Below are 22167 nucleotides of genomic sequence, written 5' to 3'. Positions count from 1 at the left end.
GGTTGGACAACGCGGCAATGGCTGGTTCCAATTGAATTTCGGAAACACTGCCCAGGCATGTCGCCGATCGGCGACGCGCCGCGCTAGGAAAGACTTTCCGACTGATGAGCCTGGGCGCCGTCGAGCGTGCCGCGGTAGGCGATGCGGCCATGGTCGAGCAGATAGGCGCGGTCGCTGACCAGCCGCGCGAAATGGAAATTCTGCTCGCACAACAGCACCGCCATGCCGGCTTCCTTGAGCCTGGCGATCATCGCCGCCATCTGCTCCACGATCACCGGCGCGACGCCTTCGGAGGGTTCGTCCAGCAGCACCAAATGCGGATTGCCCATCAGCGTGCGGGCGATGGTGAGCATCTGCTGTTCGCCGCCGCTCATCTGCCCGCCGGGGCGATCGGGCATGGCGCCGAGGTTGGGGAAGAGTTCGAACAGGGCTTGCGGCGTCCATTGCGGCGCGCCGGGGCGCGGCGGCTGGCGGCCGGTTTCCAGGTTCTGCAGCACCGACAGGTCGGTGAACACGCGCCGGTCTTCCGGCACGAAGCCCAGCCCCAGGCGCGCACGCCGGTACGGCGCCATGCGCGACACCTCGCACCCGTCGAAGCTGACCCGGCCCTGCGTGCCTTCCAGCAGTCCCATCAGCGCCTTCAGCGTGGTCGACTTGCCGGCGCCGTTGCGCCCCATCAGGGCGACCACTTCGCCGCGCGCGACCTCGAGTTCAAGATCGAAGAGGATGTGGGCGCGGCCGTAGAAGCCGTTCAATCCCTGTACCTGCAGCAGCGGCGTGCTCATGCCCTCTCCTCCCGCGCCGTCTCGAAGGTGTTGCCGGAGCCGAAATAGACTTCGCGCACCAGCAGGTCGTTGCGCACCGCCTGCGCGTCGCCGGCGGCGATCAGCTTGCCGCGCGCCAGCACGATGATGCGGTCGGCATGGGCGAACACCACGTCCATGCTGTGCTCGGTAAACAGCACCGAGATGCCGCGCTCGTTGACCAGGCGGCGCGTCAGCGCCATCAGTTCGTTGCGTTCGTGCGCGGCCATGCCGGCGGTGGGCTCGTCCATCAGCAGCAGGCGCGGCGCATTGGACAGCGCCATCGCCAGCTCGACCCGCTTGATGTCGCCGTAGGCCAGCACTGCGCAGGCGCGCTGCGCCTGCCCGGCCATGCCCACCTGCTCAAGCAGTTGCATGGCCTCGTCGCGGAAGTAGGCCGAGGCCGGGCGCCACAGCTGGGAAAGCTTGCGATGGTGCGACAGCAGGGCCGCCTGCACATTCTCCAGCACGGTCATCGAATGGAACGCCGCCGAGACCTGGAAGGTACGGCCCACGCCGCGCCGCCAGATCTGGCGCGCGGCCATGCCGGCGATGTCTTCGCCGTCCAGCAGCACGGCGCCGCCATCGGGACGCAACTGGCCGTTGATGATGTTGAAGCAGGTCGACTTGCCCGCGCCGTTGGGGCCGATCAGCGCCAGCAGCTGCCCTGCGGGCAGCGCGAACGAGACATCGTCGAGCGCGCGCACGCCGCCGAAGGACTTGGACAGATGCTGCACCTGGAGCAGGCTCATGCGCCCTCCTCCCTGCCGCGGGACCCGATGCGCCGCAACGCGCCGGCCACGCCGCCCGGGAACAGCAACACCAGCGCCAGGATCACCAGGCCCAGCAAGGCGCGCCAGTAGTCGGTCTCGCGCGCCACCAGGTCCTGCAGCCAGGTAAACAGCGCGCCGCCCAGCAACGGACCGGCCAAGCTCTGCACGCCGCCCAGCATGACCATCACCAGCGCATCGACCGAACGGCCGACACCCGCCGCCTCGGGCGAGATGCTGCCCTTGGAGAACGCGAACAGCACGCCGGCCAGGCCGCAGAACAGGCCGGCCGCCGCGAATCCCAGCCACTGCACGCGCCGCACGTCGATGCCCAGGGCTTCGGAGCGCACGGCGGAGTCGCGCGCGGCGCGCAGCGCCATGCCGAACGGCGCGTAGACCAGGCGCCGCAACAGCCACACGCCGAGCGCGGTGCAGGCCAGCGCCAGATAGTAGTAGGCCGTGGGCGTAGCGAACACCTCGTCGGCGCGTATGCCGACCAGGCCGTTGCTGCCGCCGGTGAAGCCGTCCCACTGGTAGATCACGGCCCACACGATCTGCGCGAAGGCCAGCGTCAGCATGGCCAGGTAGACGCCGGACAGGCGCACGCAGAACCAGCCGAACAGCAAGGCGCCCAGCATCGCCACCGCCGGACCGGCGATGAAGGCGGCCGCCATCGACCATTGCAGCTTGAGCACGAACAGGGCCGCGCCATATGCGCCCAGGCCGAAGAACGCGGCATGCCCGAACGACGCCATGCCGCCCGGCCCCATCATGAAATGCAGGCTGGCGGCAAACAGCACGGCCACCAGGATTTCCACCATCAGCACCGGCAGGTACGGATAGGCCGGCGCCAGCAGCGGCAGGGCCAGCAGCACCGCCAGCAGCGCGATGCCCGACAGGCGCGACATGCGGCTGGCCGCGGGCAGCGGCGCTTCATGCGCGGCGCTGCTGCGCACTGCCGCCAGCGGCCTGCCGAACAGGCCCCAGGGGCGCGCCACCAGGATCGCCGCCATGACCAGGAACTCCACCACCAGCGTCAGCCGCGACAGCGAAAAGTCGATGCCCAATAGCGAGACGTTGCCCAGCGCGATGCACAGCGCCTTGACTTCGGCGATCAGCAAGGCCGCGGCAAAGGCGCCGCCGATCGAGCCCATGCCGCCGACCACCACCACCACGAAGGCATTGCTGATGGTATCGAGGTCCAGCGCCAGGTTGGCCGGCATGCGCGGCCCTTGCAGCGCCCCGCCCAGGCCGGCCAGGAAACACCCCAGCGCGAACACGGCGGTAAACAGCCAGGACTGGTTCACGCCCAGCGCGCCCAGCATCTCTCGGTCCTGCGTGGCGGCGCGGATCAGGGTGCCCCAGCGGGTGCGGTTGGTCAGCAGCCACAACAGCGCGAACACCAGCGGGCCGATGCCGATCAGCAGCAGGTCGTATTGCGGCAGGCGCCGGTCCAGCAGCCGCACCGCGCCGGCCAGGCCGGGCGCGCGCGGGCCGAACAGGTCTTCCGGCCCCCAGTACCAGAGCGCGGCGTCCTTGATCACCAGCACCAGCGCGAACGTAGCCAGCAACTGGAACAGTTCGGGCGCGCGATAGATGCGGCGCAGGATGGCGACCTCGACCAGCGCGCCGATGACGGCCACGATACAGGCCGAGAGCAGCACCGCGCCCCAGAAACCGACGGCGGTGGCGCCGATGGCGTCGACCAGGCTGTAGGCGATGTAGATACCCAGCATGTAGAAGGAGCCGTGCGCGAAGTTGACGATGCGCGTGACGCCGAAGATCAGCGACAGGCCGGCCGCCACCAGGAACATGGCGGAGGCGTCGGCCAGGCCGTTGATCAGCTGGACGGTGAGGCTGGCAAGCGTCATGGTCGCGACGCTTGCCTTGGCGGGATGGACATCGGAGGAAAGATCAGTCGGCCGGGCGCAGCTTTTTCACTTCGGCGTCCGGCAACTGCAGCGCGGCGCCGTCCACATAAGTGAAGCTGGTCATGATGCCGCGGCCATCCTTGACGCCGGTGCGGCCGACGAAGGCGCCCAACGTGGACTGGTGGTCTTGCGCGCGATAGACGATGGGCGCCACCGGCGTATCGACCTTCAGGCCCGAGAACGCGGCGGCCAGCTTGTCGGCGTCGAGGCTGCCGGCCTTCTTGATGCCTGCGGCAATCGACATCAGCGCGCTATAGCCGACCAGCGAGCCGTTGCGCGGATAGTCGTTGAATTTCTTGCGATAGGCGTCGACGAATTTCTTGTGCTCGGGGGTATTGATCGCATACCAGGGATAGCCGGTCACGATCCAGTTCACCGGTGCCTCGTTCTTCAGCGGATCCAGGTATTCCGGCTCGCCGGTCAGCAGCGACACCACTTCCACGCCGTCGAACAGGCCGCGGGTATTGCCCTCGCGCACGAACTTGCCGAGATCGGCCGCGAACAGCGCGTTGAAGATGGCATCGGGCTTGGCGTCGGCCAGCGCCTGGGTCACCGAGCCGGCGTCGATCTTGCCCAGCGGCGACGCCTGCTCGGCGACGAACTCCACGTCCGGCTGCGCCTGCTTCATCAGCGCCTTGAAGCTGGCCACGGCCGACTGCCCGTATTCATAGTTGGGATAGACGATGGCCCAGCGCTTCTTCTTCAGCTTGACGGCTTCCTTCACGACCGAAGCGACCAGCATGTAGGTCGAGGGACGCAGGCGGTAGGTGTACTTGTTGCCGTTCTGCCAGACGATCTTGTCGGTCAGCGGCTCGGCGGCGAGGAAGAACACCTTGTGCTGTCTGGCATAGTCGGTCAGCGCCAGGCCGGTGTTGGAGAGGAAACCGCCGAACAGCAGCGCCACGCGCTCGCGCGCCACCAGCTCCTCGGCGATGCGCACCGAGTCGCCCGGATTGCCGTTGTCGTCGCGCGCCACCACTTCCAGCTTCTTGCCCAGCACGCCGCCGGCGGCATTGACTTCCTCGACCGCCATTTCCCAGCCGTGGCGATACGGCTCGAGGAAGGCCGGCTGGGCCTTGTAGCTGTTGATCTCGCCGATCTTGATGGTGGCCTGGGCCTGCGCGCCGCCGGCGGCGGCGAACGAGGCTGCGGCGGCGCTCAGCAGGATGCCGCGCTGGAGAAAACCGATGCGATAGTTCACGTTGTTCCCTTCTGGTGTCGTTGCGTTCCCGCGCCGCAAGCTGTGGCGGCGGCGCTGCGGGCGTAATGATAACCGCTGTCGGCCGATCGGGCCCGGGGCGGTCTCAGGCGGGGTCGCCCGCCCTACTTGATGCGCTGCTTTTCGAGCTTGCGGGCCAGCGTGCGGCGGTGCATGCCGAGCCGGCGGGCGGTTTCGGAGATGTTGAAGTCGGTCTCGACCAGCATTTCGTGGATGCGCTCCCATTCCAGCGTCTTGATCGAGGTCGCGCGGGCCGGCAGCTCGAGATCGGACATGCCGGCGACGTGGCCGAAGGCGGCCTCGATGTCGTCGGTATTGGAAGGCTTGGCAAGATACTGGCAGGCGCCCAGCTTGATCGCCTCCACCGCCGTGGTGATGCTGGCGAAACCGGTCAGCACCACGATCAGCATGGCTTCGTCATGGGCGTGCAGCATCTGCACGCAGGCCAGGCCCGAAGCGTTGCCGGAGAGTTTCAGGTCGACCACGGCGTAGCCCGGGTTGTGGTCTTTCAGGTGAATGGCCGCCTCGTCCTGGTTGGAGGCTTGCAGCACCTTGTAGCCGCGGCGTTCGAACGAGCGGCCCAGGGTGCGGGCGAAGGCGGCGTCGTCCTCGATGATCAGTAGCAGGCGATCAGCTGCCGTCATGTTGCGTTCCCATCAATTATTTCTACTTTCCCAACCCGCTATTGTATGGCGAGTTTGGGCTTTGGCACTTACACCAAGGTATGAAATCGGGATTGATCGGCGTCAAACGCCCGCCCGGCGCGGTTTGAGGCGGCTCAAAAAAAATGTGCGGACGGGTATCAGGCCGCGCCCGGCGCGTCCGCCGCGTCTTCCAGGCTGATGGCTGCCAGCGGCAAGGCCAGCGTCACCTGCGCGCCACCGCCTTCGCGGTTGCGGGCAGAGATGCGCCCGCCCAGCTTGCGCGCCACGTTGACCACGAAGAACAGGCCCAGGCCGCGACCGGGCTTGCCCTTGGTGGACTGGTAGGGCTTGCCGATCTGATTGAGCATCCACTCCGGGAAGCCGGGGCCGTGGTCGGTCACTTCGATCAGCAACAGGTCCTCTTCGCGCTTCACCAGCAGCGACAGCCACTGGGGCGACACTTCGAAGGCGTTGTCCAGCACGTTGCCCAGCATCTGCTTGATGGCCGAGTCGAAGGCCACCGGCAGGTCGTGTTCGATCAGGTTGCGGTACTCGAAGGTTTCCACCGGACGCGACTGGCGCCAGTCGTCGGCGACGCTGTCGAGGAAGGTGTTGAGCGTGGTCTTGACCGAGGATTCGCCGCGCGCCTCGCCGGCCGACAGCAGCACCCCGCTGACGATGGATTTGCAGCGCTGCAGCTGGGCCTCCATCTCCGCGATGTCGTCCAGCAGCTCGGGGCGCTGGCTGATTTCAGGCATGCGGCGCCAGTCGCCCAGGATCACCGAGACGGTCGCCAGCGGCGTGCCCAGTTCATGGGCCGCGCCCGAGGCCAGCAGGCCCATGCGCACGATATGGTCCTCTTCGGCCGCGCGCTGGCGCAGGTCGGCCAGCAAGGCGTCGCCGGCGCGCAGGTTGGTGCTGATCCGGGTGATGAAGAACACCATCAGGCCGGCGTTGAGCAGGAAGCAGATCAGCGTGCCTTCGACGTACAGGCTGAACAGCCCGGCGCTGTGGTCCGGCGGCAGCGCCAGCGGCTCGGAGAACAGCGCCAGCCCGGCCAGGCAGGCCATGGTGACGCCGACGATGGCCCAGCTCGACCAGGGCTTCAGGAGCACGGCCGAGAGGATGATCTGCATCAGGTAGAGGAAGGCGAACGGATTGGAAATGCCGCCCGAGAGATAGAGCTGGAAGGTCAGCACCGCCACGTCGACCAGCAGCGCCAGGAACAGCTCGGCGTTGGATACCGTGCGCCGTTCGTGCCAGCGCAGGTGGCTGGCGATGTTGAAGGCGATCAGGCAGGACAGCACCTCCAGCATGTGCGGCAGCGGCAGGTGGATGCCGAACACCAGCACCACGAAGGCGATCGTGGAGATCTGTCCCAGCACCGCCAGCCAACGCAGCTGGATCAGCAGCAGCATGTTCTGGTGGCCGGCCGGGTTTTCCTCTCCCTGGCGCAGGCGCTGCCAGCGCTCCCTGAGCGTCCTGCGCTTGACTGGCGTGTCGGCGGCGCTCATGCCGGCTTACTCCGCAGCGGCACGGCCGGCGCGGCGACGGCGGTCGTCGCGCACTACCCACCAGCCGGCGGCGGCCGCCATCAGCGCCAGCGCGTACCAGGTCAGGGCATAGACCAGATGGCTGTTGTGGAAGGCGATCACGGTCAGTCCGCCGACCGGCTTTTCCGCATCCGGCGCGACCGCGGCATTGGCTTGCGACGAGGCCTTGTCGGCGTCGACGAAGTAAGGCGCGACCGCCCCTACCCCGCGCGCGGCGGCAATGGCGTCGACGTCGCGCGAATACCAGCGGTTCTGGGCCGCGTCGTTGGCGCGCAGGAAACCGCCGCCCTTCTCGCTCATGCGCATCAGGCCGGTCACCTCGACCGGCTGCTCGGCCGGACCGTCCTGGACGGTGGTGGCGATCAGCTTGATCGGCGAAGTGCTGACGAAGCCGCGATTGACCAGCACGACGTCGCCGCCGGCGGTCTGCAGCGGCGTGATCAGCCAGGAGCCGCTGCCCAGGTCGGTGCTGGCCTGCACGGCGGTGGTCTTGCCGTACAGGTAGCGGCCGGTGAGCGTGACGCGGCGGTATTCGTCGTTGTCGGCCGAGACTTGCGGCCAGGCCTCATGGCCCGGCGCGGGCACGGGCGCGGCATGCACCCGGGCGTCGACCTTGGCGATCAGGGCCAGCTTCCACTGCAGGCGATAGATCTGCCAGGTTCCCAGCGCGGCGAAGGCCAGAAAGAAAAATCCCGCGCAAATGGCCAGGAAAACCAGGCTGGCCTTTGAGCGGGATGCCGGAACCGCTTTCGCGGTTCCGTTTTCTTTGCCTTTCGTCACGCCAACATTACGTGGCGTCAGGCTCATTTCGATTGCTGCATATTGTGCTGCATGCCCTGCATGCCCTGCATGCCTTGCATCGACTGGGGAACAGTCTCGGTAGGCATGTTTTCAGGCGACATGGTCGGCATCATGTTGTGGTTCATGTGGTACATGACCCACAGCGAGCCGGACAGCGTGATGCCCACGATGACGATGGTGAAGATCATCGACAGCATGTTCCAGCCGCCTTCGGACTTGCCGTTCATGTGCAGGAAGTACTTGATGTGCACCACGATCTGCACGGCCGCGAAGGCCAGCAGGATGATGCCCATGCGCGCGGAATTGTCGACCGCCTTGCTCATCACCAGCCAGAACGGGATGGCGGTCAGGATGACTGCCAGCACGAAGCCGGTGACGTAGTCCTTCATGCTGCCATGCGCGGCGTGGTCGCCATGACCGTGGCCGTGGCCATGGTCGTCGTGATGGCCCATCGGTCGGGCCGGGTGTTCTTGGTGGCCGCGGCTCATGGCAGGACTCCCATCAGGTAGACAAAGGTGAAGACGCCGATCCAGACCACGTCCAGGAAGTGCCAGAACATCGACAGGCACATCAGACGGCGGCCGTTTTCCGGAGTCAGGCCGTGCTTGTTGATCTGGAACAGCAGCACGACCAGCCAGATGATGCCGAAGGATACGTGCAGGCCGTGGGTGCCGACCAGCGCGAAGAACGAGGTCAGGAAGCCGCTGCGTTGCGGGCCCGCGCCTTCGTGGATCAGGTGCAGGAACTCATACAGTTCGAAGTAGATGAAGCCCGCGCCCAGGAGGCCGGTCACGATCAGCCAGAAGATGGTGTTCTGCTGCTTCTTGGCTTGCATGGCCAGCATCGCGAAGCCGTAGGTGATCGACGACAGCAGCAGCAGCGCGGTGTTCAGCGCCACCAGCGGCAGGTCGAACAGCTCGGCGCCGGTCGGGCCGCCTGCGTAGTTGCGGCCGAGCACGGCGTAGCACGCAAACAGGCAGGCGAAGATCAGGCAATCGCTCATCAGGTAGATCCAGAAGCCCAGCAGAGTGCCGTTCTCCGGATGATGATGGCGGACGAAGTAGCGCGAGCTTGGCGTCGCGTCGGCCGTGTGGTTGATTGCTTCAGACATGGCTATTCAACAGGCGAGTGCGCTCTGCTTCGACACGGACGACTTCGTCGGCCGGGATGTAGTAGTCGCGGTTGTAGTTAAAGGTGTGGACGATGGTAGCCACGACCAGGGCGATGAAGGCGGCCACGGCCGGGATCCACATCTGCCAGATCAGGGTGAAGCCCACTGCTGCTGCCAGGGCGGCGATGATGAAGCCGGCGCCGGTGTTCTTGGGCATGTGGATTTCCACGAAATCGCCCAGCGGACGCTGATAGTTGTTCTTCTTCATGTCGGCCCAGGCGTCGTTGTCGTGCACGACCGGGGTGAAGGCGAAGTTGTAGTCAGGCGGCGGCGACGAGGTCGACCATTCCAGGGTACGGCCGTTCCACGGGTCGCCGGTGACGTCGGCCAGCTTCTTGCGGTCGCGGATCGAGACGGCGATCTGGATGATGAACGACAGGATGCCCAGACCGACCAGACCGGCGCCCAGGGCGGCGATCACGAACCAGATCTGCAGCGACGGGTCGTCGAAGTGGCTCATGCGGCGGGTCACGCCCATCAGGCCCAGGACGTACAGCGGCATGAAGGCGAGGTAGAAACCGACGAACCAGAACCAGAACGAGCACTTGCCCCAGAATTCGTTCAGCTTGAAGCCGAATGCCTTCGGGAACCAGAAGTTGATGCCGGCGAACATGCCGAACACCACGCCGCCGATGATCACGTTGTGGAAGTGGGCGATCAGGAACAGGCTGTTGTGCAGCACGAAGTCGGCCGGGGGAACGGCCAGCAGCACGCCGGTCATGCCGCCGATCACGAAGGTGATCATGAAGCCGATGGTCCACAGCATGGGGACTTCGAAGCGGATACGGCCGCGGTACATGGTGAACAGCCAGTTGAAGATCTTCGCACCGGTCGGGATCGAGATGATCATCGTGGTGATGCCGAAGAACGAGTTCACGCTGGCGCCCGAACCCATGGTGAAGAAGTGGTGCAGCCACACCAGGTAGGACAGGATGGTGATCACGACGGTCGCATACACCATGGAGGTGTAGCCGAACAGGCGCTTGCCGCTGAAGGTCGAGACGACTTCAGAGAAGATGCCGAACGCCGGCAGAACCAGGATGTAGACCTCGGGGTGGCCCCAGATCCAGATCAGGTTCACGTACATCATGGCGTTGCCGCCCATGTCGTTGGTGAAGAAGTTGGTGCCGAAGACGCGGTCCAGCGACAGCATGCCCAGCACGGCGGTCAGCACCGGGAAGGCGGCCACGATCAGCACGTTGGTGCACAGCGAGGTCCAGGTGAAGACGGGCATCTTCATCATGTTCATGCCCGGGGCGCGCATCTTGACGATGGTCACCACCAGGTTGATGCCCGAGAGCAAGGTCCCTACCCCGGCCACCTGCAACGCCCATATGTAGTAGTCGACCCCGACGTCAGGGCTGTACAGGATACCGGACAGCGGCGGGTAAGCCAGCCAGCCGGTGCGGGCGAATTCGCCGACGAACAGCGAAGCCATCACCAGCAGCGCGCCGAAGGTGGTCATCCAGAAGCTGAAGTTGTTCAGGAACGGGAAGGCCACGTCGCGCGCGCCGATCTGCAGGGGCACGACGTAGTTCATCAGGCCCGTCACCAGCGGCATGGCCACGAAGAAGATCATGATCACGCCGTGGGCGGTGAAGACCTGGTCGTAGTGGTGCGGCGGCAGGAAGCCGGCGTTGTCGCCGAAGGCGATCGCCTGCTGGGCGCGCATCATCAGCGCATCGGCGAAGCCGCGCAGCAGCATCACGATGGCGAGGATGATGTACATGATGCCAATGCGCTTGTGGTCGATGCTGGTGAACCAGTCACGCCACAGCATGCCCCACAGGCGGTATTTGGTCAGCAGGGCCAGCATCACGAGGCCGCCCACTGCCACCATGGCGAAGGTACCAATCAGGATCGGCTCATGGTATGGAATCGCTTCCAGGCTGAGGCGACCGAAGATCAGCTTTATCAGGTCAAAATTGTCGGACATCTTTACTTCCCGGGGAAAAAGGAAATCAGGGTGCGGCGACGGGCCGCCGCACCAATACGGCTACTGCGCTGGGAACGATCACTCATGCTTTTGCTGACCGGGCTTCACGTTCAGGTCGCTGGCCATCATCTTGTCCAGGCAGACCGTGTTGGCAGCCACGCAGCGGTTCACGATGTCGTGGAACAAACCGGCATCGACCGTGCCGAACATGCGTGCGGGCTCGCGCTCGCTCGGCTGTTCCAGCTTCAGGTAGTCTTCGCGCTTCATGGTGCCGGACTCGGCCTTGGCCTTCTTGACCCATTCGTCGAAGCCCTGCTGGTCCAGGCCGTGGAACTTGAAGCGCATGTGCGAGAAGCCCGCGCCGCTGTAGTTCGCCGAGAAGCCTTCGTACTCGCCGGCCTTGTTGATGACGGCGTGCAGCTTGGTTTCCATGCTCGGCATGGCGTAGATCTGGCCTGCCAGGGCGGGAATGTAGAACGAGTTCATCACGTTGGAGGCGGTGATCTTGAACTGGATCTGGGTGTCGACCGGCGCGGCCAGCTCATTGACGGTAGCGATGCCCTGCTCCGGATAGATGAACAGCCACTTCCAGTCCAGCGCCACCACTTCCACGGTCAGCGTCTTGGCCTGCGGCGCCAGCGGGCGCTCGGCGTCGATGCGCGACAGCGGACGGTACGGATCGAGCGTGTGGGTGGTAATCCAGGTCAACAGGCCCAGCGCGATGATGATCAGCAGCGGAGCGCCCCAGATGATCAGCTCGAGGCGGGTCGAGTGATCCCAGTCCGGCTCGTAGGGAGCCGAAGTGTTGCCTTTGCGATAACGCCAGGCGAACAGCAGGGTCAGCACGATCACCGGAATGATGATGATCAGCATCAGGACGGTGGAGATGACGATCAGGCGAGCCTGTTGGTTCGCGATGTCGCCGGAGGGATTCATGACTACGGTGTTGCATCCAGCCAACAAAAGAGCAGGCAGCAGAAGCAATCCGCGACGGAGTATTTGAGAAACCATGGAGGAAAAGTCCAGTCGTATGTAGCAGAGCATGCTAATGTAACGGCAATAAAGTGTGTTGGCGATTGGACGTTTTGTCCCACCCTGTCATGCCACAACTGTCGGGATGGGATTTTCGTACTGCGACTAAACCTCTAACAGTGGGAGACAAAGCCATGGCAAGCACCAGCATCCACAACGGTCAGGGTTCCGACGAATTCCGGCCGCAATCCAACGTCCCTCCCGCAACCCGCGATCACGGGCATATCGAGCCCGGTGAAATCGCCGTCGGCGTCGTTATCGGACGAGCGTCCGAGTATTTCGACTTTTTCGTGTACGCATTGGCGTCAGTACTGGTATTTCCGGCCATTTTCTTTCCTTTCGAACAGAGGCTGGAAGGCACGCTCTACGCGTTTACGATCTTTGCGTTCGCGTTCCTGGCCAGACCTATCGGCACAGCGATCTTCATGGCGATCCAGCGGGCTTACGGAAGAGAAGTGAAACTGACGCTGGCGCTGTTCCTGCTTGGTTTTTCAACGGCGGGTATTGCCTTACTGCCAACTTTTGACCATATAGGCATGTGGTCCATTGCCCTGCTGTCGCTGCTGCGGGTCGGACAAGGCATTGCGCTGGGCGGGGCCTGGGACGGTCTGCCGTCGCTGCTGGCCATGAATGCTCCCCAGAACAAACGCGGTTGGTATGCAGCCCTCGGCCAGCTTGGCGCGCCGCTTGGTTTCGTGATTGCGGCGAGCCTGTTTGCCTATATGCTCGCGAATCTTACCACGGAAGATTTCCTGGATTGGGGCTGGCGCTTTCCTTTTTATGTGGCTTTTGCCATTAACGTTGTTGCGCTGTTCGCACGGCTGCGCCTCGTTTCCACCCCGGAATACGCCAAGCTGCTGGACGAACGCGAACTGGAGCCGGCCGGCATCATCGAGCTGACCACGACGCAAGGACGCAACATCCTCATCGGCGCCCTCGCCGCACTGGCCAGTTACGCCCTGTTCCACCTGGTGACGGTGTTCCCGCTGTCCTGGATCAAGCTGTATTCGCTGCGCGAAACAGCGGGCTTCCTGGTGGTGCAGATCATCGGCGGCGTCATCATGGCCCTGGGCATCGTGATCTCCGGCGCCATCGCCGACCGCTTCGGTCGCCGCACCACGCTGGGCTCCATGGCGTTGCTGATCGCCATCCTGTCGGCCTTCGTGCCGACCCTGATGAACGGCGGCGAATCCGGCCAGAACGCCTTCATCCTGATCGGCTTCGGCCTGCTGGGCCTGTCCTACGGCCAGGCTGCGGGCGCTGTGACCGCCAACTTCCAGAGCCGCTACCGCTACACCGGCGCGGCCCTGACCCAGGACGTGGCATGGCTGGTGGGCGCCGGTTTCGCCCCGCTGGTGGCGCTGGGCTTGTCGGCGCACTTCGGCATGGCCTACGTCAGCTTCTACCTGCTGTCGGGCGCGGTCGGCTCGCTGGCGGCGCTGAGCCTGAACCGCGCGCTGGAATCCCGGGAAGAATGACCCCCTGATCTGGCAGCCGCACGCAAAAAAGCCCGGGAGTTCGCTCCCGGGCTTTTTTTTCAGGCTTTGCATAGACGTCGAAACGGAAAACGCCGTTTGATGCATCCGCACCACAAGAACGTGACTTTCAGTGGATTTTAAGGAAAACCCTGAACGCAATTTCAGCAGCGCTAGGGGAATACCCGATTAGCGTTCATGGTAGCGCAACCTAAAGTTCCTACTGCCGGGGTACACAGGAAAAAGGCGGCAACACGCCGCCAATCCGGCCAGGGGAACGACAAATGCTAAGCAGGAACTTCAGGAAACTCAGTCTGGCGCTCGCCTTTGCGACTGCCATCAACCATCCGATGCCCGCCATGGCCGCATCCGGCAGCGGCTCGATCAGCGTCGGCTCGAACGTGCTGTCGGTGTGCCTGGTCTTCGGTTCGACCATCGCCTTCGGCTCGTACAACATGGCCCAGCTGGACCAGACCGGCAGCATCAGCGTGATCTGCACCTTCGGCACCAGTTACAACGTCGGCCTCGATGCCGGCAGCGGCTCCGGCGCCACCACCTCGGTGCGCAAGCTGACCGGCTTGTCCGGCGACACGCTCAGCTACGCGCTGTATCGCAATTCCGGCCGCTCCAGCATCTGGGGCTCCAACGTCGGCACCGACACCGTCGCCGGCACCGCCAACGGCCTGCTGCAGACCCTGACCGTCTACGGCCGCATCCCGGCCGGGCAAGCGCCGAAGGCCGACATCTATTCCGACACCGTCACCGTCACCCTCACCTATTGAACCGGCGCCGCCGGCGCCTGGGCGGCATCGGGAGGCGCCTGCTTGCCGTGTCCGCCCACGACCTCATGGACGAAACGCAGCTTGTCCAGCACCGGCGTCGACAACGTAAAGGGATAGGAATCCGGCATGCCGATGCTGCGGTTCAGGCTGTTGAGCACATAGGTCAGCGCAAACCATTCGCTGACCAGCTCGTCGAATGACCCGACCGCGATCGGATGGGCGTGGATCACCAGCTTCTGCTCATCCGCGTTGCGGGGGCGCAGCTGCACCCCGCACGAGTATGCCGTTTCCAGCGTATCGAACATGTGCATGTAGTGAGCCCAGGTCTCGGCCCAGTCTTCCCAGGGATGGCTGCTGGCGTAGGCGCTGACGAAGCTTTCTTCCCATTTGTCGGGCGGGCCGTTGTCGTAATGACGCTGCAGGCACTCGCCGTAGTCCTGGCGCTCGTCGCCGAACATCGCGCGAAACGGCTCCAGCCATGGGGAGCCCGCCACCAGCCGGTCAAAATAATAGTGCCCGCTCTCGTGACGGAAATGCCCCAGCAACGTGCGGTAAGGCTCGGCCATCTGCACCCGCGCCTTCTCCCGATAGGCGGGATCGGCTTCGGCGATGTTGATGGTGATCACGCCGTCGGCATGGCCGGTCAGCACGCGCTCGCCATGCGGCATGTCCTGCAGGAATTCGAACGCCAGTCCGGCCTCCTCATCCTCGGCCTTGGGCACCGGCTGCAAGCCCATGATCCACAGCGAATGCAGCAGGCGGCGCTTGGCCGTCTCCAGGCGGCTCCACAACACGCGGTTGTTGCCGTCCTCCAGCGAGGGGATCACGCGCGTCAAGCGGCATGAGGCGCACAGCTCGTGCGGGTTCTGCGCGTCGATCATCCAGTTGCAGATGTTCTCGCGCCAGTAGTTCACGCATTGCCGAAACACGCGCCCTGCGTTTTCAGGCTTGACGCTGCGCCAGCGGCCGGCGGACGGCTGCGCGGTCTCAGTCGCGGCAGGCGCAGGCGCCGCCGGTTGCTCCGGCGAAAAGCTGGCGATCGACTGCAGATCGGGCTGGTAACCCAGCATCCAGCCGCAGTTGCCGCAGACGGTGTTTTCGAAGAACACCTGCTTGCCGCAGTTGTCGCAATGAAACGTCTTCATGGTTCTCCCCCTGGTCTGGTCATCGCCGCGGCGCACCGGCGCGGCAGCTGCTCAGTCTTGGAAGAGCCAGGGCGCATTACGTTCCGCGCCACGGAAGGGATTGCGCTCAGATGAAGTGTTCGCCCACGATGCGCGCGGCCTCGGCCACGACGTCGTTGCGCATGGGCGCATCCTTGGCGGTCTGGGTGAAGTAGATCGCCAGTACTACCGGCGATTCGCTGCCCGGCCAGATCACGGCGACATCGTTGGTGGTGCCGTAGTCGCCGCCGCCGGTCTTGTCGCCGATCTGCCAGTCGCGCGGCATGGCCGAACGGATGCGGGTGCCGCCGGTGGTATTGCCGCGCATCCAGTCCACCAGCATGCGGCGCTGCAGTTCGGGCAGCGTCTCGCCCAGCGTCAGGCCCTGCAGGGTCTGCGCCATGGCTAGCGGCGTGGTGGTGTCGCGCTCGTCGCCCGGCACGGCGCTGTTGAGCTCGGTCTCCATGCGATCCAGCCGGAAACCCTGGTCGCCGATCTTGCGCGCATACTCGTTCACCGCCGCAATGCCGCCCAGTTCGCGGATCAGCAGGTTGCCGGCGGTATTGTCGCTGTATTGCAGTGCCGCAGCGCACAGTCCGCTCACCGTCATGCCCGCGCCGACCGCCTTTTCGGTCACCGGCGAATACGCCACCAGCTCGCCCGCGCCATAGCGCACGCGGCGCTGCAGCAGGCTGCCGTCTTCCAGGCTGCGGTTGAGGATGGCGCCGACCAGCACGATCTTGAAGGTGCTGCAAAACGGAAAGCGCTCGGTCTCGCGATAGCCGACCCGGTCCGAAGATGCGCCGCCGGCGTTGTCGATGGCCATCACGCCCAGGCGGCCGCCGGATTGTTTCTCCAGTTCGGCCAGCTTCTGGCGGATCACGGCGCTGTTGTCGGGACGTTCGCGGACCAGGGCGCAGCCGCCCAGGAGAGTGGACAGGCCGCCCGCGATAAGCAGCGTGCGGCGGTTTGGCGATGGAGTCATGGTCTTGTCTTTATTGTTCGCATGCCGCTTGGCCATCTGCGCCGCTGCATGTGGGTTCGGTGAATCAGTATCAGGCGGCGCGAGGCCCGAATGGTTCCGGCTGTCAGCGAAATTTCATATTCGCCGCTGTCCGCCGGAAACGGCTTGCCGTCCGATATGGGCCCGGCGCTCGCAAACACAAGGGGCGGTCGCAGGTAAATCCCTGCATGCGCCGCCGCCAGCCGTGCAAGCAGCCCGGTGCTATATTGCTTCTTTTACTTCGCCCCGGACATCATCATGCTCTACCTGCTCATGTACGACTTCGTCGACGACTATCTGGAGCGCCGTACGGCCCATCGCGCCGTGCACATCGAACTATGCAAAGAAGCCGTCGCCCGTGGCGAACTGCTGGCCGGCGGCGCCGTCGGCAACCCGCCCGAAAGCGGGCTGCTGCTGTTCGCAGGCGCCGCCGGGCACGCCGAGAAATTCGCCGCCGCCGATCCGTATGTGCTCAACGGCCTGGTCACGCGCTGGCAGGTCAAGCCCTGGACGACTGTCGTCGGCATCGCCGAACTCGTGCCCAATCCGCTCTGAGCCATGGCGTCCGCCGCATCGACCGAGACCCGCTTCTGGCGCGCCGAGGATCTCGGCGCCGACCTGTTGCGCGGACGCTTCCATGACTTTTCCTACGACGTCCACACCCACGACACCGCCTGTTTCGCGTTGCTGACGGCGGGCGCCATTCGCATCCGCATGCCCGGCACCGAATTCGTCGCGCGCGCCGGCGACCTCTACGCCATCGGCGCCGACGAGCCGCACGCCGGCTGGCCGGTCGATGAAGACGGCTGGCAATTGCGCACCCTGTATGTGGATCTGGATCACCTGCGCAGCCTGGTCGGCGACGAAGGCCCGCTGCGCGGCGCGGCGATCAAGGGGCCGATCATCCGCGACCGGCGACTGTCGATGCTGCTCAGCGCCGTGCATCAGGGCTCGCAGGAAGACGGCCCGGCCCTGCTGCGCCAGCAGCACTACCTGGAGTTCGCGGCGCGCCTGATGCGTCGCCACGCCGCCGATGGTCCGGTGGTGCGCGAACCGGGCAAGGAACACCGGGCCGTGGCCATGACGCGCGACTTCCTGGAAGAACGCCTGGACCAGCGCGTGCGGCTCGATGAAGTGGCCGGCGTCTCAGGGCTGCCGGTCTATCGTCTCTATCGCGCCTTTTGCCGCGACACCGGCATGAGCCCGCACGAATTCCAGCGCCAGTCGCGCGTACGCCGCGCGATGCGGCTGATGCGCCTGGGCCGGCCGCTGTCGGAAGTGGCCGCCGACTGCGGCTTCACCGACCAGGCCCACATGAACCGCAGCTTTCGCCGCATCATGGGCTTCACGCCCGGCGCCTACCGCAGCGCGGTCAGGGCCTGAGGCGCCGCCCGCCTCATTTTCACTTGAGCAGCGCCAGGTTCCCCACCAGCTTGCCGACCGCCTTGCGCGGCCCGAGCAGCGCCATGCCCACATAGCGCAGATCCTCTTCCCTGACCTGCGCCACGGCGTCGATGAAGGCCTGGTAGTCGGTGGTCTGCTGGCCCTGCACCGGGAAATCCACCACATCGCATCCACCCTGCACCGCCTTGGCCCGCAATCCCGCCAGCGCCTCGGCCGGCGCCGACAACACGGCGATGCCGATCGGGATCAGGCCCGGGTGCGTCGCGCCGGAGGCATCCACCAGCGGCGGCCCCACCAGTTCGGGATGGCGCTGGCCCAAAGTCAGCGCAATCACCGCCGCGGCGTTGGCGGCCTTGCCCGGCGGCAGCGCCGCGTCGACCACCACCACGCAACGCCTGGCGAAAATCGACTCCTCGGCAGCGACAGTGGCGTCGCCGGCCTGCAGTGTCTCGTCCCTCTTCATTGGAACTCCTCGTCAACATGAAAACGGCGAGTCTAGCCAGCACGCATGCGGCGGTCTTGTACCGTATTGCAGCCGTGGCGGCGACCGGTTAAAAACATTCACCAGCACGCCCGGCCGGAAAGCGGGATAATTCGAAACATCGTCTACTGAATACACATCGATGGCCAGGCGATGCTCCGGCAACGCCAGCAAAGGCCGCAATCCCCCAGACGCCACAGGAGACCCCATGTCAGCACGCCCAGCCTTCGCCCGCACCGTCCGCCATCCCGGCAAGCCCGACCCGGTGCGCATCGTCAGCCTCGAAGCCGAGGCCATGTCGCACAGCTTCACGCTCCAGGCCGGCCGCAGCCTGCGCGACGCCATGAGCATTCCGCTGGCCCAGGCCGGCATGGACGGCGGCACGGTGCGCTTCGAGAACCTGCGGGTGCGTCCGCTGCATTTCCTGATGCCCGCGCTGGCGGTGGATGACCAGCACGCCGCCTTCTACAGCGATCCGCACAGCATGGAAGAAGGCACGCTGATCGAGTACGCCGTGGCCACCTACGGCCGCAAGGACGGCGAGCCCTTCGTGCATTGCCACGCGGTCTGGCGCGGCCGCGACGGCCAGCCCCAGGGCGGTCATCTGATGATGGACAAGACCATCGTCGAAGAATCCGGCCAGGCGCAGGCCTGGGGCGTGCACGACGCCACCATGGCCACGAAGTACGACCCCGAGACCAATTTCACCCTGTTCCACCCGACCCGCCTGTCGGACGCCGCACAGCCGGCCGGCGGCAAGCGCGTGGTGCTGGCGCGCATCCGCCCGGACGAGGACCTGACCATGGCCGTCGAAGAGGCCTGCCGTTCGCACGGCATCGCCCAGGCCGTGATTCGCGGCAGCGTGGGCAGCATCATCGGCGCCGATTTCGAGGATGGCCGCGTGCTGGAAGACCGTGCCACCGAAATCCTGGTGCGCTCCGGCGAAGTGAAGAACGGACCGGACGGCTTGCGCGCGCGGCTGGAAATCGCCCTGATCAACCCCGAAGGCAAGGTCTGCGAAGGCGTGCTGGCGCGGGGGCGCAACCCGGTGCTGATCTGCTTCGAGCTGGTGCTCGAAGAGCAATAGGACGCCCAAAAAGCAAAACGCCGCCCGCAGGCGGCGTTCCACAGAGACAGACAGCGTCGGCCATTCTCGGGGCGACGCGCTGACTCCCCCTCTTCCGGCCTTGCGGCCGGCCCCCAGAGTACGGTGAACTACGCGGTCAACTACGCGGTCAGCTACGCGCCGGCGAGACCCGCCGCCGGCGTCCTGGCTGAATCGGCTTACGCCCCCACCAGCTTCTTGAACGTCGGCAGCACTGCGTCGCCCTTGAACGGCTTGACGATCCAGCCCTTGATGCCGGCGGCCTTGCCGCGTTCCTTCATGATCGGCGAGTTCTCGGTGGTCAGCATGATGATGTTGACGGCGGCATTGCCCAGTTCGCTGCGAATCTTCTCGGCCATGGTCAGGCCGTCCATGTTGGGCATGTTCACGTCCGACACCACCAGCTTGATCGCCGGGTCGCCCTTCAGCTTGTTCAGGCCGTCGCGGCCGTCCACGGCCAGCGCCACGTCCAGGCCGTTCTTCTTCAGGAAATCGCCGACTTCGGCGCGCACGGTGCTCGAATCGTCCACTACCAGGATTTGTGCCATGTTGTTTCTCTCTCGATGATGAATGCAAAAATAAAAGCGAAGCGAGGATCTCGGGACGCTTGTGTTCAGAACAGTTCCAGCTCGCCCGATTCGAACAGCTCTTCCACCGACGTCTGGTTCTCGGTGAAGTCTTCGGGCGACCAGGAGAGGTTGAAGATGAAGCGCTGCAGCAGGGTCACCGGCGCGCCACCGTCCTTGCCGGTGAGCACATACTTGAAACACAACTGCGCATCGTCCGAGCCGAACGAGATGTAGCGGTGCTGGTGGTTGATGATGATCGGCACCTGGCTCAGCTGCTGCACCACATGGGTCTGGTTGATGAAGCGGTTCTTGAACCAGCCCCAGATCAGGTTGGTGATCTCGCCCAGCGCGTTGTTGAGGTCGCGGAAATCCCCCTGCTCGCCCGGCACCAGCTCCTGCAGCGCGCGCTGCTCGGCTTGCAGCATCATGTAGCCGCGGCACCAGCTGCTTTCCAGCGGAATGAGCGTAAATACCTCGCCGAAGATGATGCGGTCGCGCACCAGGTAAGGCTTGTCGATGTCCACGTTCATGGCCGGAAACTGGCTCTCCAGCACCATGCGGCTGATTTCGGCGATGCCGCGCACCAGCGCGTTCGGATAGCTCTGGCTGAAGATCGAGGCCGCCACCGCAGGCGCCAGCGCGTCGATGTCTTCGATGCGGTAGACCGCGCTGAACAGGCCCGCCTCGCGCGCGTCGATCGCGTCGTCTTGCGCGGCCTCGCGGCGGCGGCGCAGGAAGATCGGCAGCTCCGGGCGCACCTCATGGATGCGCCGCGCCAGGCCGCGGCCGTCGCCGCCCAGCCCGGCCAGGCTTTCCGACAGCATCACTCCGCCCAGGTCGACGTTGCTGCGCAGCACCGCCATCACGTGTTCCTCATGCGCCTTCAGGCCGACCAGGTTGTTGCGTTCGCAGAAGGACTTGATGGTGCCGTAGCAGTCGGCATCCTTGTCCAGCACCAGCACCTTGCTGGTGATTGCGGTATCCATGTTCACTCTTCTCTCCGTATCAGAACAGTTCCAGCTCGCCGGTGCTGACGTCCTGCTCGTCGGCCGACACCGCGAAATCCATCTCGGCGTAGGCCGACACGCACAGGGAGACGTGCAGGCGCGGCGACTCCGGGACATCGATGGCGAAATGCCGGATGTGCTCGGCATTGAGCCGTTGCAGGTAGGCCGCGCAGTGGCTGTCGATCACATTGGGCGTGGACATGCCCAGGTGCGGGAAGAAACGCCCCAGGTCGCGGTTCAGGATGCCGCAGCACAGGTTGCCGCATTCGGCGATGGCGTCCATGAAGCCCTGGTCGTCCATCTCGGACGGATCGACCCGGTTCAGGCGCGCGAAATGGCCCCGGGTCGCGGCGTCGGGCGAGAAATGGAGCATCACCATCAGGCGAAACAGGTAGGACGACACCGTCAGCACCACGATCTTCTTCTCGCTGATGGCGGCGATGTCATCGATCACCGAGATCTCGGCGCTGGCGTCCGACGGCACCATGCTGGCCTTCAGGGCCTGCTGCAGCAGCGTGTCGAAGCCGTCCCTGGCGGATGGGCTGATCAATTGGCTGCCCGTCGTCTGGCCGGTCATCTCTTCCATGCTCAGGCCGCCTCGGCCAGCGCGTCCCTGGTCTTCTTGTTGATCAGGTCCAGGCCGATGACCGCGCCCATGATCATCTTGCCGCCGGCCTGCAGGTCCTGGAAGGTGGTGGTGGTGATCAGGTCGTTCTGGTACAGGTTGGCGCGATAGCTCTTGGAGAGCTTCTCGGCGCGCTGCGCCAGGTCGCGCACCTCGGAGGCCACCACGGCGAAGCCGCGGCCGTGGGCGCCGGCGCGCGCGGCCTCGATCGAGGCGTTGAGCGCGACGATGATGACCTGGTTGACGATCAGCGCGAACTCGTCGTTCTTGCGGTGCATCTCGCGGTTGTGCGAGATCAGCACGTTCATGTCGTCATGCCAGCGCTCGAAGGTGCGGATCAGGCCCAGCAGCCTGGCGATGGTGTCTTGCGAGGCGTCGCAATTCTCCATCACGCGCGCCATGCTCTCGGACTTGCTGGAACTCAGGCGCGCGATCATCGCCTCGCTCTCGCGGTGCAATTCCGCCATGCGGCGCTCGCCGTCGCGGCGCTCCTCCTCCAGCTGCAGCTGATGGCCGGCGAGGTCGCGCTGCTGCTCCTCCAGCGTTTGCTGCACGCTGCGCTTGATGGCTTCGACCTGCTCCAGGTCGATCATGCGCGCCGCGCGGCGCTGCTGGCGCTTCCACAGCACCGCCATCGGCAGTCCGGCCAGCGCGGCGCCCAGCGCCAGGAAGAGTATCGAGTTCCACATGAAA

The 22167-nt window shown here is 65.1% G+C and carries 23 protein-coding genes; 5 read left to right on the top strand and 18 right to left on the bottom strand.

The features are described from left to right. Positions 1–83: 83 nt before the first annotated feature. The 11 genes from CEJ42_RS00385 to cyoA all read right to left on the bottom strand — a co-directional run bounded on the left by CEJ42_RS00385 (position 84) and on the right by cyoA (position 11839). Entirely contained in the window at positions 84–785 is a 702-nt protein-coding gene (locus CEJ42_RS00385) for an ABC transporter ATP-binding protein (protein ID WP_088749720.1), read from the bottom strand. Beyond that, the gene (locus CEJ42_RS00380; RefSeq protein WP_088749719.1) at positions 782–1555 is read right to left on the bottom strand and encodes an ABC transporter ATP-binding protein; all 774 of its coding nucleotides are present in this window, start codon (positions 1553–1555) and stop codon (positions 782–784) included. The genes CEJ42_RS00385 and CEJ42_RS00380 overlap by 4 nt, the downstream gene beginning before the upstream one ends. Then, on the bottom strand, positions 1552–3444 hold the full coding sequence (locus CEJ42_RS00375) for an ABC transporter permease (RefSeq protein WP_088749718.1): 1893 nt from the start codon (positions 3442–3444) through the stop codon (positions 1552–1554). The genes CEJ42_RS00380 and CEJ42_RS00375 overlap by 4 nt, the downstream gene beginning before the upstream one ends. 43 nt (positions 3445–3487) lie before the next feature. Further along, positions 3488–4672, bottom strand: coding sequence for an ABC transporter substrate-binding protein (locus tag CEJ42_RS00370; protein ID WP_420840743.1), 1185 nt, complete (start codon positions 4670–4672; stop codon positions 3488–3490). Positions 4673–4827: 155 nt separating this feature from the next. Next, complete coding sequence (locus CEJ42_RS00365; protein WP_079214902.1) at positions 4828–5367, bottom strand: response regulator transcription factor; 540 nt, start codon at positions 5365–5367, stop codon at positions 4828–4830. A 158-nt stretch (positions 5368–5525) separates the two neighbouring features. After that, positions 5526–6881 (bottom strand): ATP-binding protein, encoded by a 1356-nt coding sequence (locus tag CEJ42_RS00360; RefSeq protein WP_088749716.1) that lies wholly within the window; start codon positions 6879–6881, stop codon positions 5526–5528. 6 nt (positions 6882–6887) lie between these two features. Beyond that, on the bottom strand, positions 6888–7727 hold the full coding sequence (locus tag CEJ42_RS00355; RefSeq protein ID WP_088749715.1) for an SURF1 family protein: 840 nt from the start codon (positions 7725–7727) through the stop codon (positions 6888–6890). Continuing rightward, on the bottom strand, positions 7724–8209 hold the full coding sequence (gene cyoD / locus CEJ42_RS00350; protein WP_088749714.1) for a cytochrome o ubiquinol oxidase subunit IV: 486 nt from the start codon (positions 8207–8209) through the stop codon (positions 7724–7726). The genes CEJ42_RS00355 and cyoD overlap by 4 nt, the downstream gene beginning before the upstream one ends. Continuing rightward, positions 8206–8832, bottom strand: a complete 627-nt coding sequence (gene cyoC / locus CEJ42_RS00345) for a cytochrome o ubiquinol oxidase subunit III (RefSeq protein ID WP_079214898.1) — start codon at positions 8830–8832, stop codon at positions 8206–8208. The genes cyoD and cyoC overlap by 4 nt, the downstream gene beginning before the upstream one ends. Then, a complete protein-coding gene (gene cyoB / locus CEJ42_RS00340; RefSeq protein ID WP_079214897.1) occupies positions 8825–10828 on the bottom strand; it encodes a cytochrome o ubiquinol oxidase subunit I in 2004 nt (667 codons plus the stop codon). The genes cyoC and cyoB overlap by 8 nt, the downstream gene beginning before the upstream one ends. Positions 10829–10906: 78 nt before the next feature. Continuing rightward, entirely contained in the window at positions 10907–11839 is a 933-nt protein-coding gene (gene cyoA, locus CEJ42_RS00335) for a ubiquinol oxidase subunit II (protein ID WP_088750177.1), read from the bottom strand. A 155-nt stretch (positions 11840–11994) separates the two neighbouring features. Between cyoA and CEJ42_RS00330 the strand changes: the two genes are divergently transcribed. Both CEJ42_RS00330 and CEJ42_RS00325 read left to right on the top strand, forming a co-directional pair. After that, positions 11995–13338 (top strand): MFS transporter, encoded by a 1344-nt coding sequence (locus CEJ42_RS00330; RefSeq protein WP_079214896.1) that lies wholly within the window; start codon positions 11995–11997, stop codon positions 13336–13338. 281 nt (positions 13339–13619) lie between these two features. Next, positions 13620–14117 (top strand): Csu type fimbrial protein, encoded by a 498-nt coding sequence (locus tag CEJ42_RS00325; RefSeq protein ID WP_088749713.1) that lies wholly within the window; start codon positions 13620–13622, stop codon positions 14115–14117. Here the strand turns inward: CEJ42_RS00325 and CEJ42_RS00320 are convergent. After that, positions 14111–15262 (bottom strand): zinc-binding metallopeptidase family protein, encoded by a 1152-nt coding sequence (locus CEJ42_RS00320; RefSeq protein ID WP_088749712.1) that lies wholly within the window; start codon positions 15260–15262, stop codon positions 14111–14113. The two genes, CEJ42_RS00325 and CEJ42_RS00320, sit on opposite strands and share 7 nt — an antisense overlap. Before the next feature lie 106 nt (positions 15263–15368). Continuing rightward, on the bottom strand, positions 15369–16265 hold the full coding sequence (bla, locus tag CEJ42_RS00315; protein ID WP_088750176.1) for a class A beta-lactamase: 897 nt from the start codon (positions 16263–16265) through the stop codon (positions 15369–15371). Between the two features lie 276 nt (positions 16266–16541). Between bla and CEJ42_RS00310 the strand changes: the two genes are divergently transcribed. Further along, positions 16542–16838, top strand: coding sequence for a YciI-like protein (locus CEJ42_RS00310; RefSeq protein WP_079219068.1), 297 nt, complete (start codon positions 16542–16544; stop codon positions 16836–16838). A gap of 3 nt (positions 16839–16841) precedes the next feature. Next, the gene (locus tag CEJ42_RS00305; RefSeq protein ID WP_088749711.1) at positions 16842–17666 is read left to right on the top strand and encodes a helix-turn-helix domain-containing protein; all 825 of its coding nucleotides are present in this window, start codon (positions 16842–16844) and stop codon (positions 17664–17666) included. 19 nt (positions 17667–17685) lie between these two features. Here CEJ42_RS00305 and CEJ42_RS00300 read toward each other — a convergent pair whose 3' ends face one another. Beyond that, positions 17686–18150: a DUF2000 domain-containing protein gene (locus CEJ42_RS00300; protein ID WP_088749710.1), complete on the bottom strand. Its 465-nt coding sequence runs from the start codon at positions 18148–18150 to the stop codon at positions 17686–17688. Between the two features lie 226 nt (positions 18151–18376). Here CEJ42_RS00300 and CEJ42_RS00295 point away from each other — a divergent pair, with 226 nt between their 5' ends. Next, positions 18377–19255, top strand: a complete 879-nt coding sequence (locus CEJ42_RS00295; protein WP_088749709.1) for a PCC domain-containing protein — start codon at positions 18377–18379, stop codon at positions 19253–19255. A gap of 197 nt (positions 19256–19452) precedes the next feature. On the opposite strand, the gene CEJ42_RS00290 is transcribed toward CEJ42_RS00295, so the two are convergent. From CEJ42_RS00290 to CEJ42_RS00275, 4 genes are all read right to left on the bottom strand, one after another. Continuing rightward, the gene (locus CEJ42_RS00290) at positions 19453–19821 is read right to left on the bottom strand and encodes a response regulator (RefSeq protein WP_079214892.1); all 369 of its coding nucleotides are present in this window, start codon (positions 19819–19821) and stop codon (positions 19453–19455) included. 65 nt (positions 19822–19886) lie between these two features. Then, on the bottom strand, positions 19887–20828 hold the full coding sequence (locus CEJ42_RS00285) for a chemotaxis protein CheX (RefSeq protein ID WP_079219066.1): 942 nt from the start codon (positions 20826–20828) through the stop codon (positions 19887–19889). Positions 20829–20847: 19 nt separating this feature from the next. Next, the gene (locus tag CEJ42_RS00280; RefSeq protein WP_088749708.1) at positions 20848–21435 is read right to left on the bottom strand and encodes a hypothetical protein; all 588 of its coding nucleotides are present in this window, start codon (positions 21433–21435) and stop codon (positions 20848–20850) included. Positions 21436–21437: 2 nt separating this feature from the next. Continuing rightward, complete coding sequence (locus tag CEJ42_RS00275) at positions 21438–22163, bottom strand: methyl-accepting chemotaxis protein (RefSeq protein ID WP_079219065.1); 726 nt, start codon at positions 22161–22163, stop codon at positions 21438–21440. Positions 22164–22167 lie beyond the last annotated feature (4 nt).

Source organism: Herbaspirillum robiniae, from assembly GCF_002213415.1.
Taxonomy (GTDB): Bacteria; Pseudomonadota; Gammaproteobacteria; order Burkholderiales; family Burkholderiaceae_D; genus Herbaspirillum; species Herbaspirillum robiniae.
Note: the sequence above shows the minus strand (reverse complement) of the source record. Positions and strands in the feature narration are given on the sequence as shown.

Coding starts and splice junctions, on each gene's coding strand:
- CEJ42_RS00385 (WP_088749720.1), bottom strand. CDS start 785: ATGAGCACGCCGCTGCTGCAGGTACAGGGATTGAACGGCTTCTACGGC.
- CEJ42_RS00380 (WP_088749719.1), bottom strand. CDS start 1,555: ATGAGCCTGCTCCAGGTGCAGCATCTGTCCAAGTCCTTCGGCGGCGTG.
- CEJ42_RS00375 (WP_088749718.1), bottom strand. CDS start 3,444: ATGACGCTTGCCAGCCTCACCGTCCAGCTGATCAACGGCCTGGCCGAC.
- CEJ42_RS00365 (WP_079214902.1), bottom strand. CDS start 5,367: ATGACGGCAGCTGATCGCCTGCTACTGATCATCGAGGACGACGCCGCC.
- CEJ42_RS00360 (WP_088749716.1), bottom strand. CDS start 6,881: ATGAGCGCCGCCGACACGCCAGTCAAGCGCAGGACGCTCAGGGAGCGC.
- CEJ42_RS00355 (WP_088749715.1), bottom strand. CDS start 7,727: ATGAGCCTGACGCCACGTAATGTTGGCGTGACGAAAGGCAAAGAAAAC.
- cyoD (WP_088749714.1), bottom strand. CDS start 8,209: ATGAGCCGCGGCCACCAAGAACACCCGGCCCGACCGATGGGCCATCAC.
- cyoC (WP_079214898.1), bottom strand. CDS start 8,832: ATGTCTGAAGCAATCAACCACACGGCCGACGCGACGCCAAGCTCGCGC.
- cyoB (WP_079214897.1), bottom strand. CDS start 10,828: ATGTCCGACAATTTTGACCTGATAAAGCTGATCTTCGGTCGCCTCAGC.
- cyoA (WP_088750177.1), bottom strand. CDS start 11,839: ATGGTTTCTCAAATACTCCGTCGCGGATTGCTTCTGCTGCCTGCTCTT.
- CEJ42_RS00330 (WP_079214896.1), top strand. CDS start 11,995: ATGGCAAGCACCAGCATCCACAACGGTCAGGGTTCCGACGAATTCCGG.
- CEJ42_RS00325 (WP_088749713.1), top strand. CDS start 13,620: ATGCTAAGCAGGAACTTCAGGAAACTCAGTCTGGCGCTCGCCTTTGCG.
- CEJ42_RS00320 (WP_088749712.1), bottom strand. CDS start 15,262: ATGAAGACGTTTCATTGCGACAACTGCGGCAAGCAGGTGTTCTTCGAA.
- bla (WP_088750176.1), bottom strand. CDS start 16,265: ATGACTCCATCGCCAAACCGCCGCACGCTGCTTATCGCGGGCGGCCTG.
- CEJ42_RS00310 (WP_079219068.1), top strand. CDS start 16,542: ATGCTCTACCTGCTCATGTACGACTTCGTCGACGACTATCTGGAGCGC.
- CEJ42_RS00305 (WP_088749711.1), top strand. CDS start 16,842: ATGGCGTCCGCCGCATCGACCGAGACCCGCTTCTGGCGCGCCGAGGAT.
- CEJ42_RS00300 (WP_088749710.1), bottom strand. CDS start 18,150: ATGAAGAGGGACGAGACACTGCAGGCCGGCGACGCCACTGTCGCTGCC.
- CEJ42_RS00295 (WP_088749709.1), top strand. CDS start 18,377: ATGTCAGCACGCCCAGCCTTCGCCCGCACCGTCCGCCATCCCGGCAAG.
- CEJ42_RS00290 (WP_079214892.1), bottom strand. CDS start 19,821: ATGGCACAAATCCTGGTAGTGGACGATTCGAGCACCGTGCGCGCCGAA.
- CEJ42_RS00285 (WP_079219066.1), bottom strand. CDS start 20,828: ATGGATACCGCAATCACCAGCAAGGTGCTGGTGCTGGACAAGGATGCC.
- CEJ42_RS00280 (WP_088749708.1), bottom strand. CDS start 21,435: ATGGAAGAGATGACCGGCCAGACGACGGGCAGCCAATTGATCAGCCCA.
- CEJ42_RS00275 (WP_079219065.1), bottom strand. CDS start 22,163: ATGTGGAACTCGATACTCTTCCTGGCGCTGGGCGCCGCGCTGGCCGGA.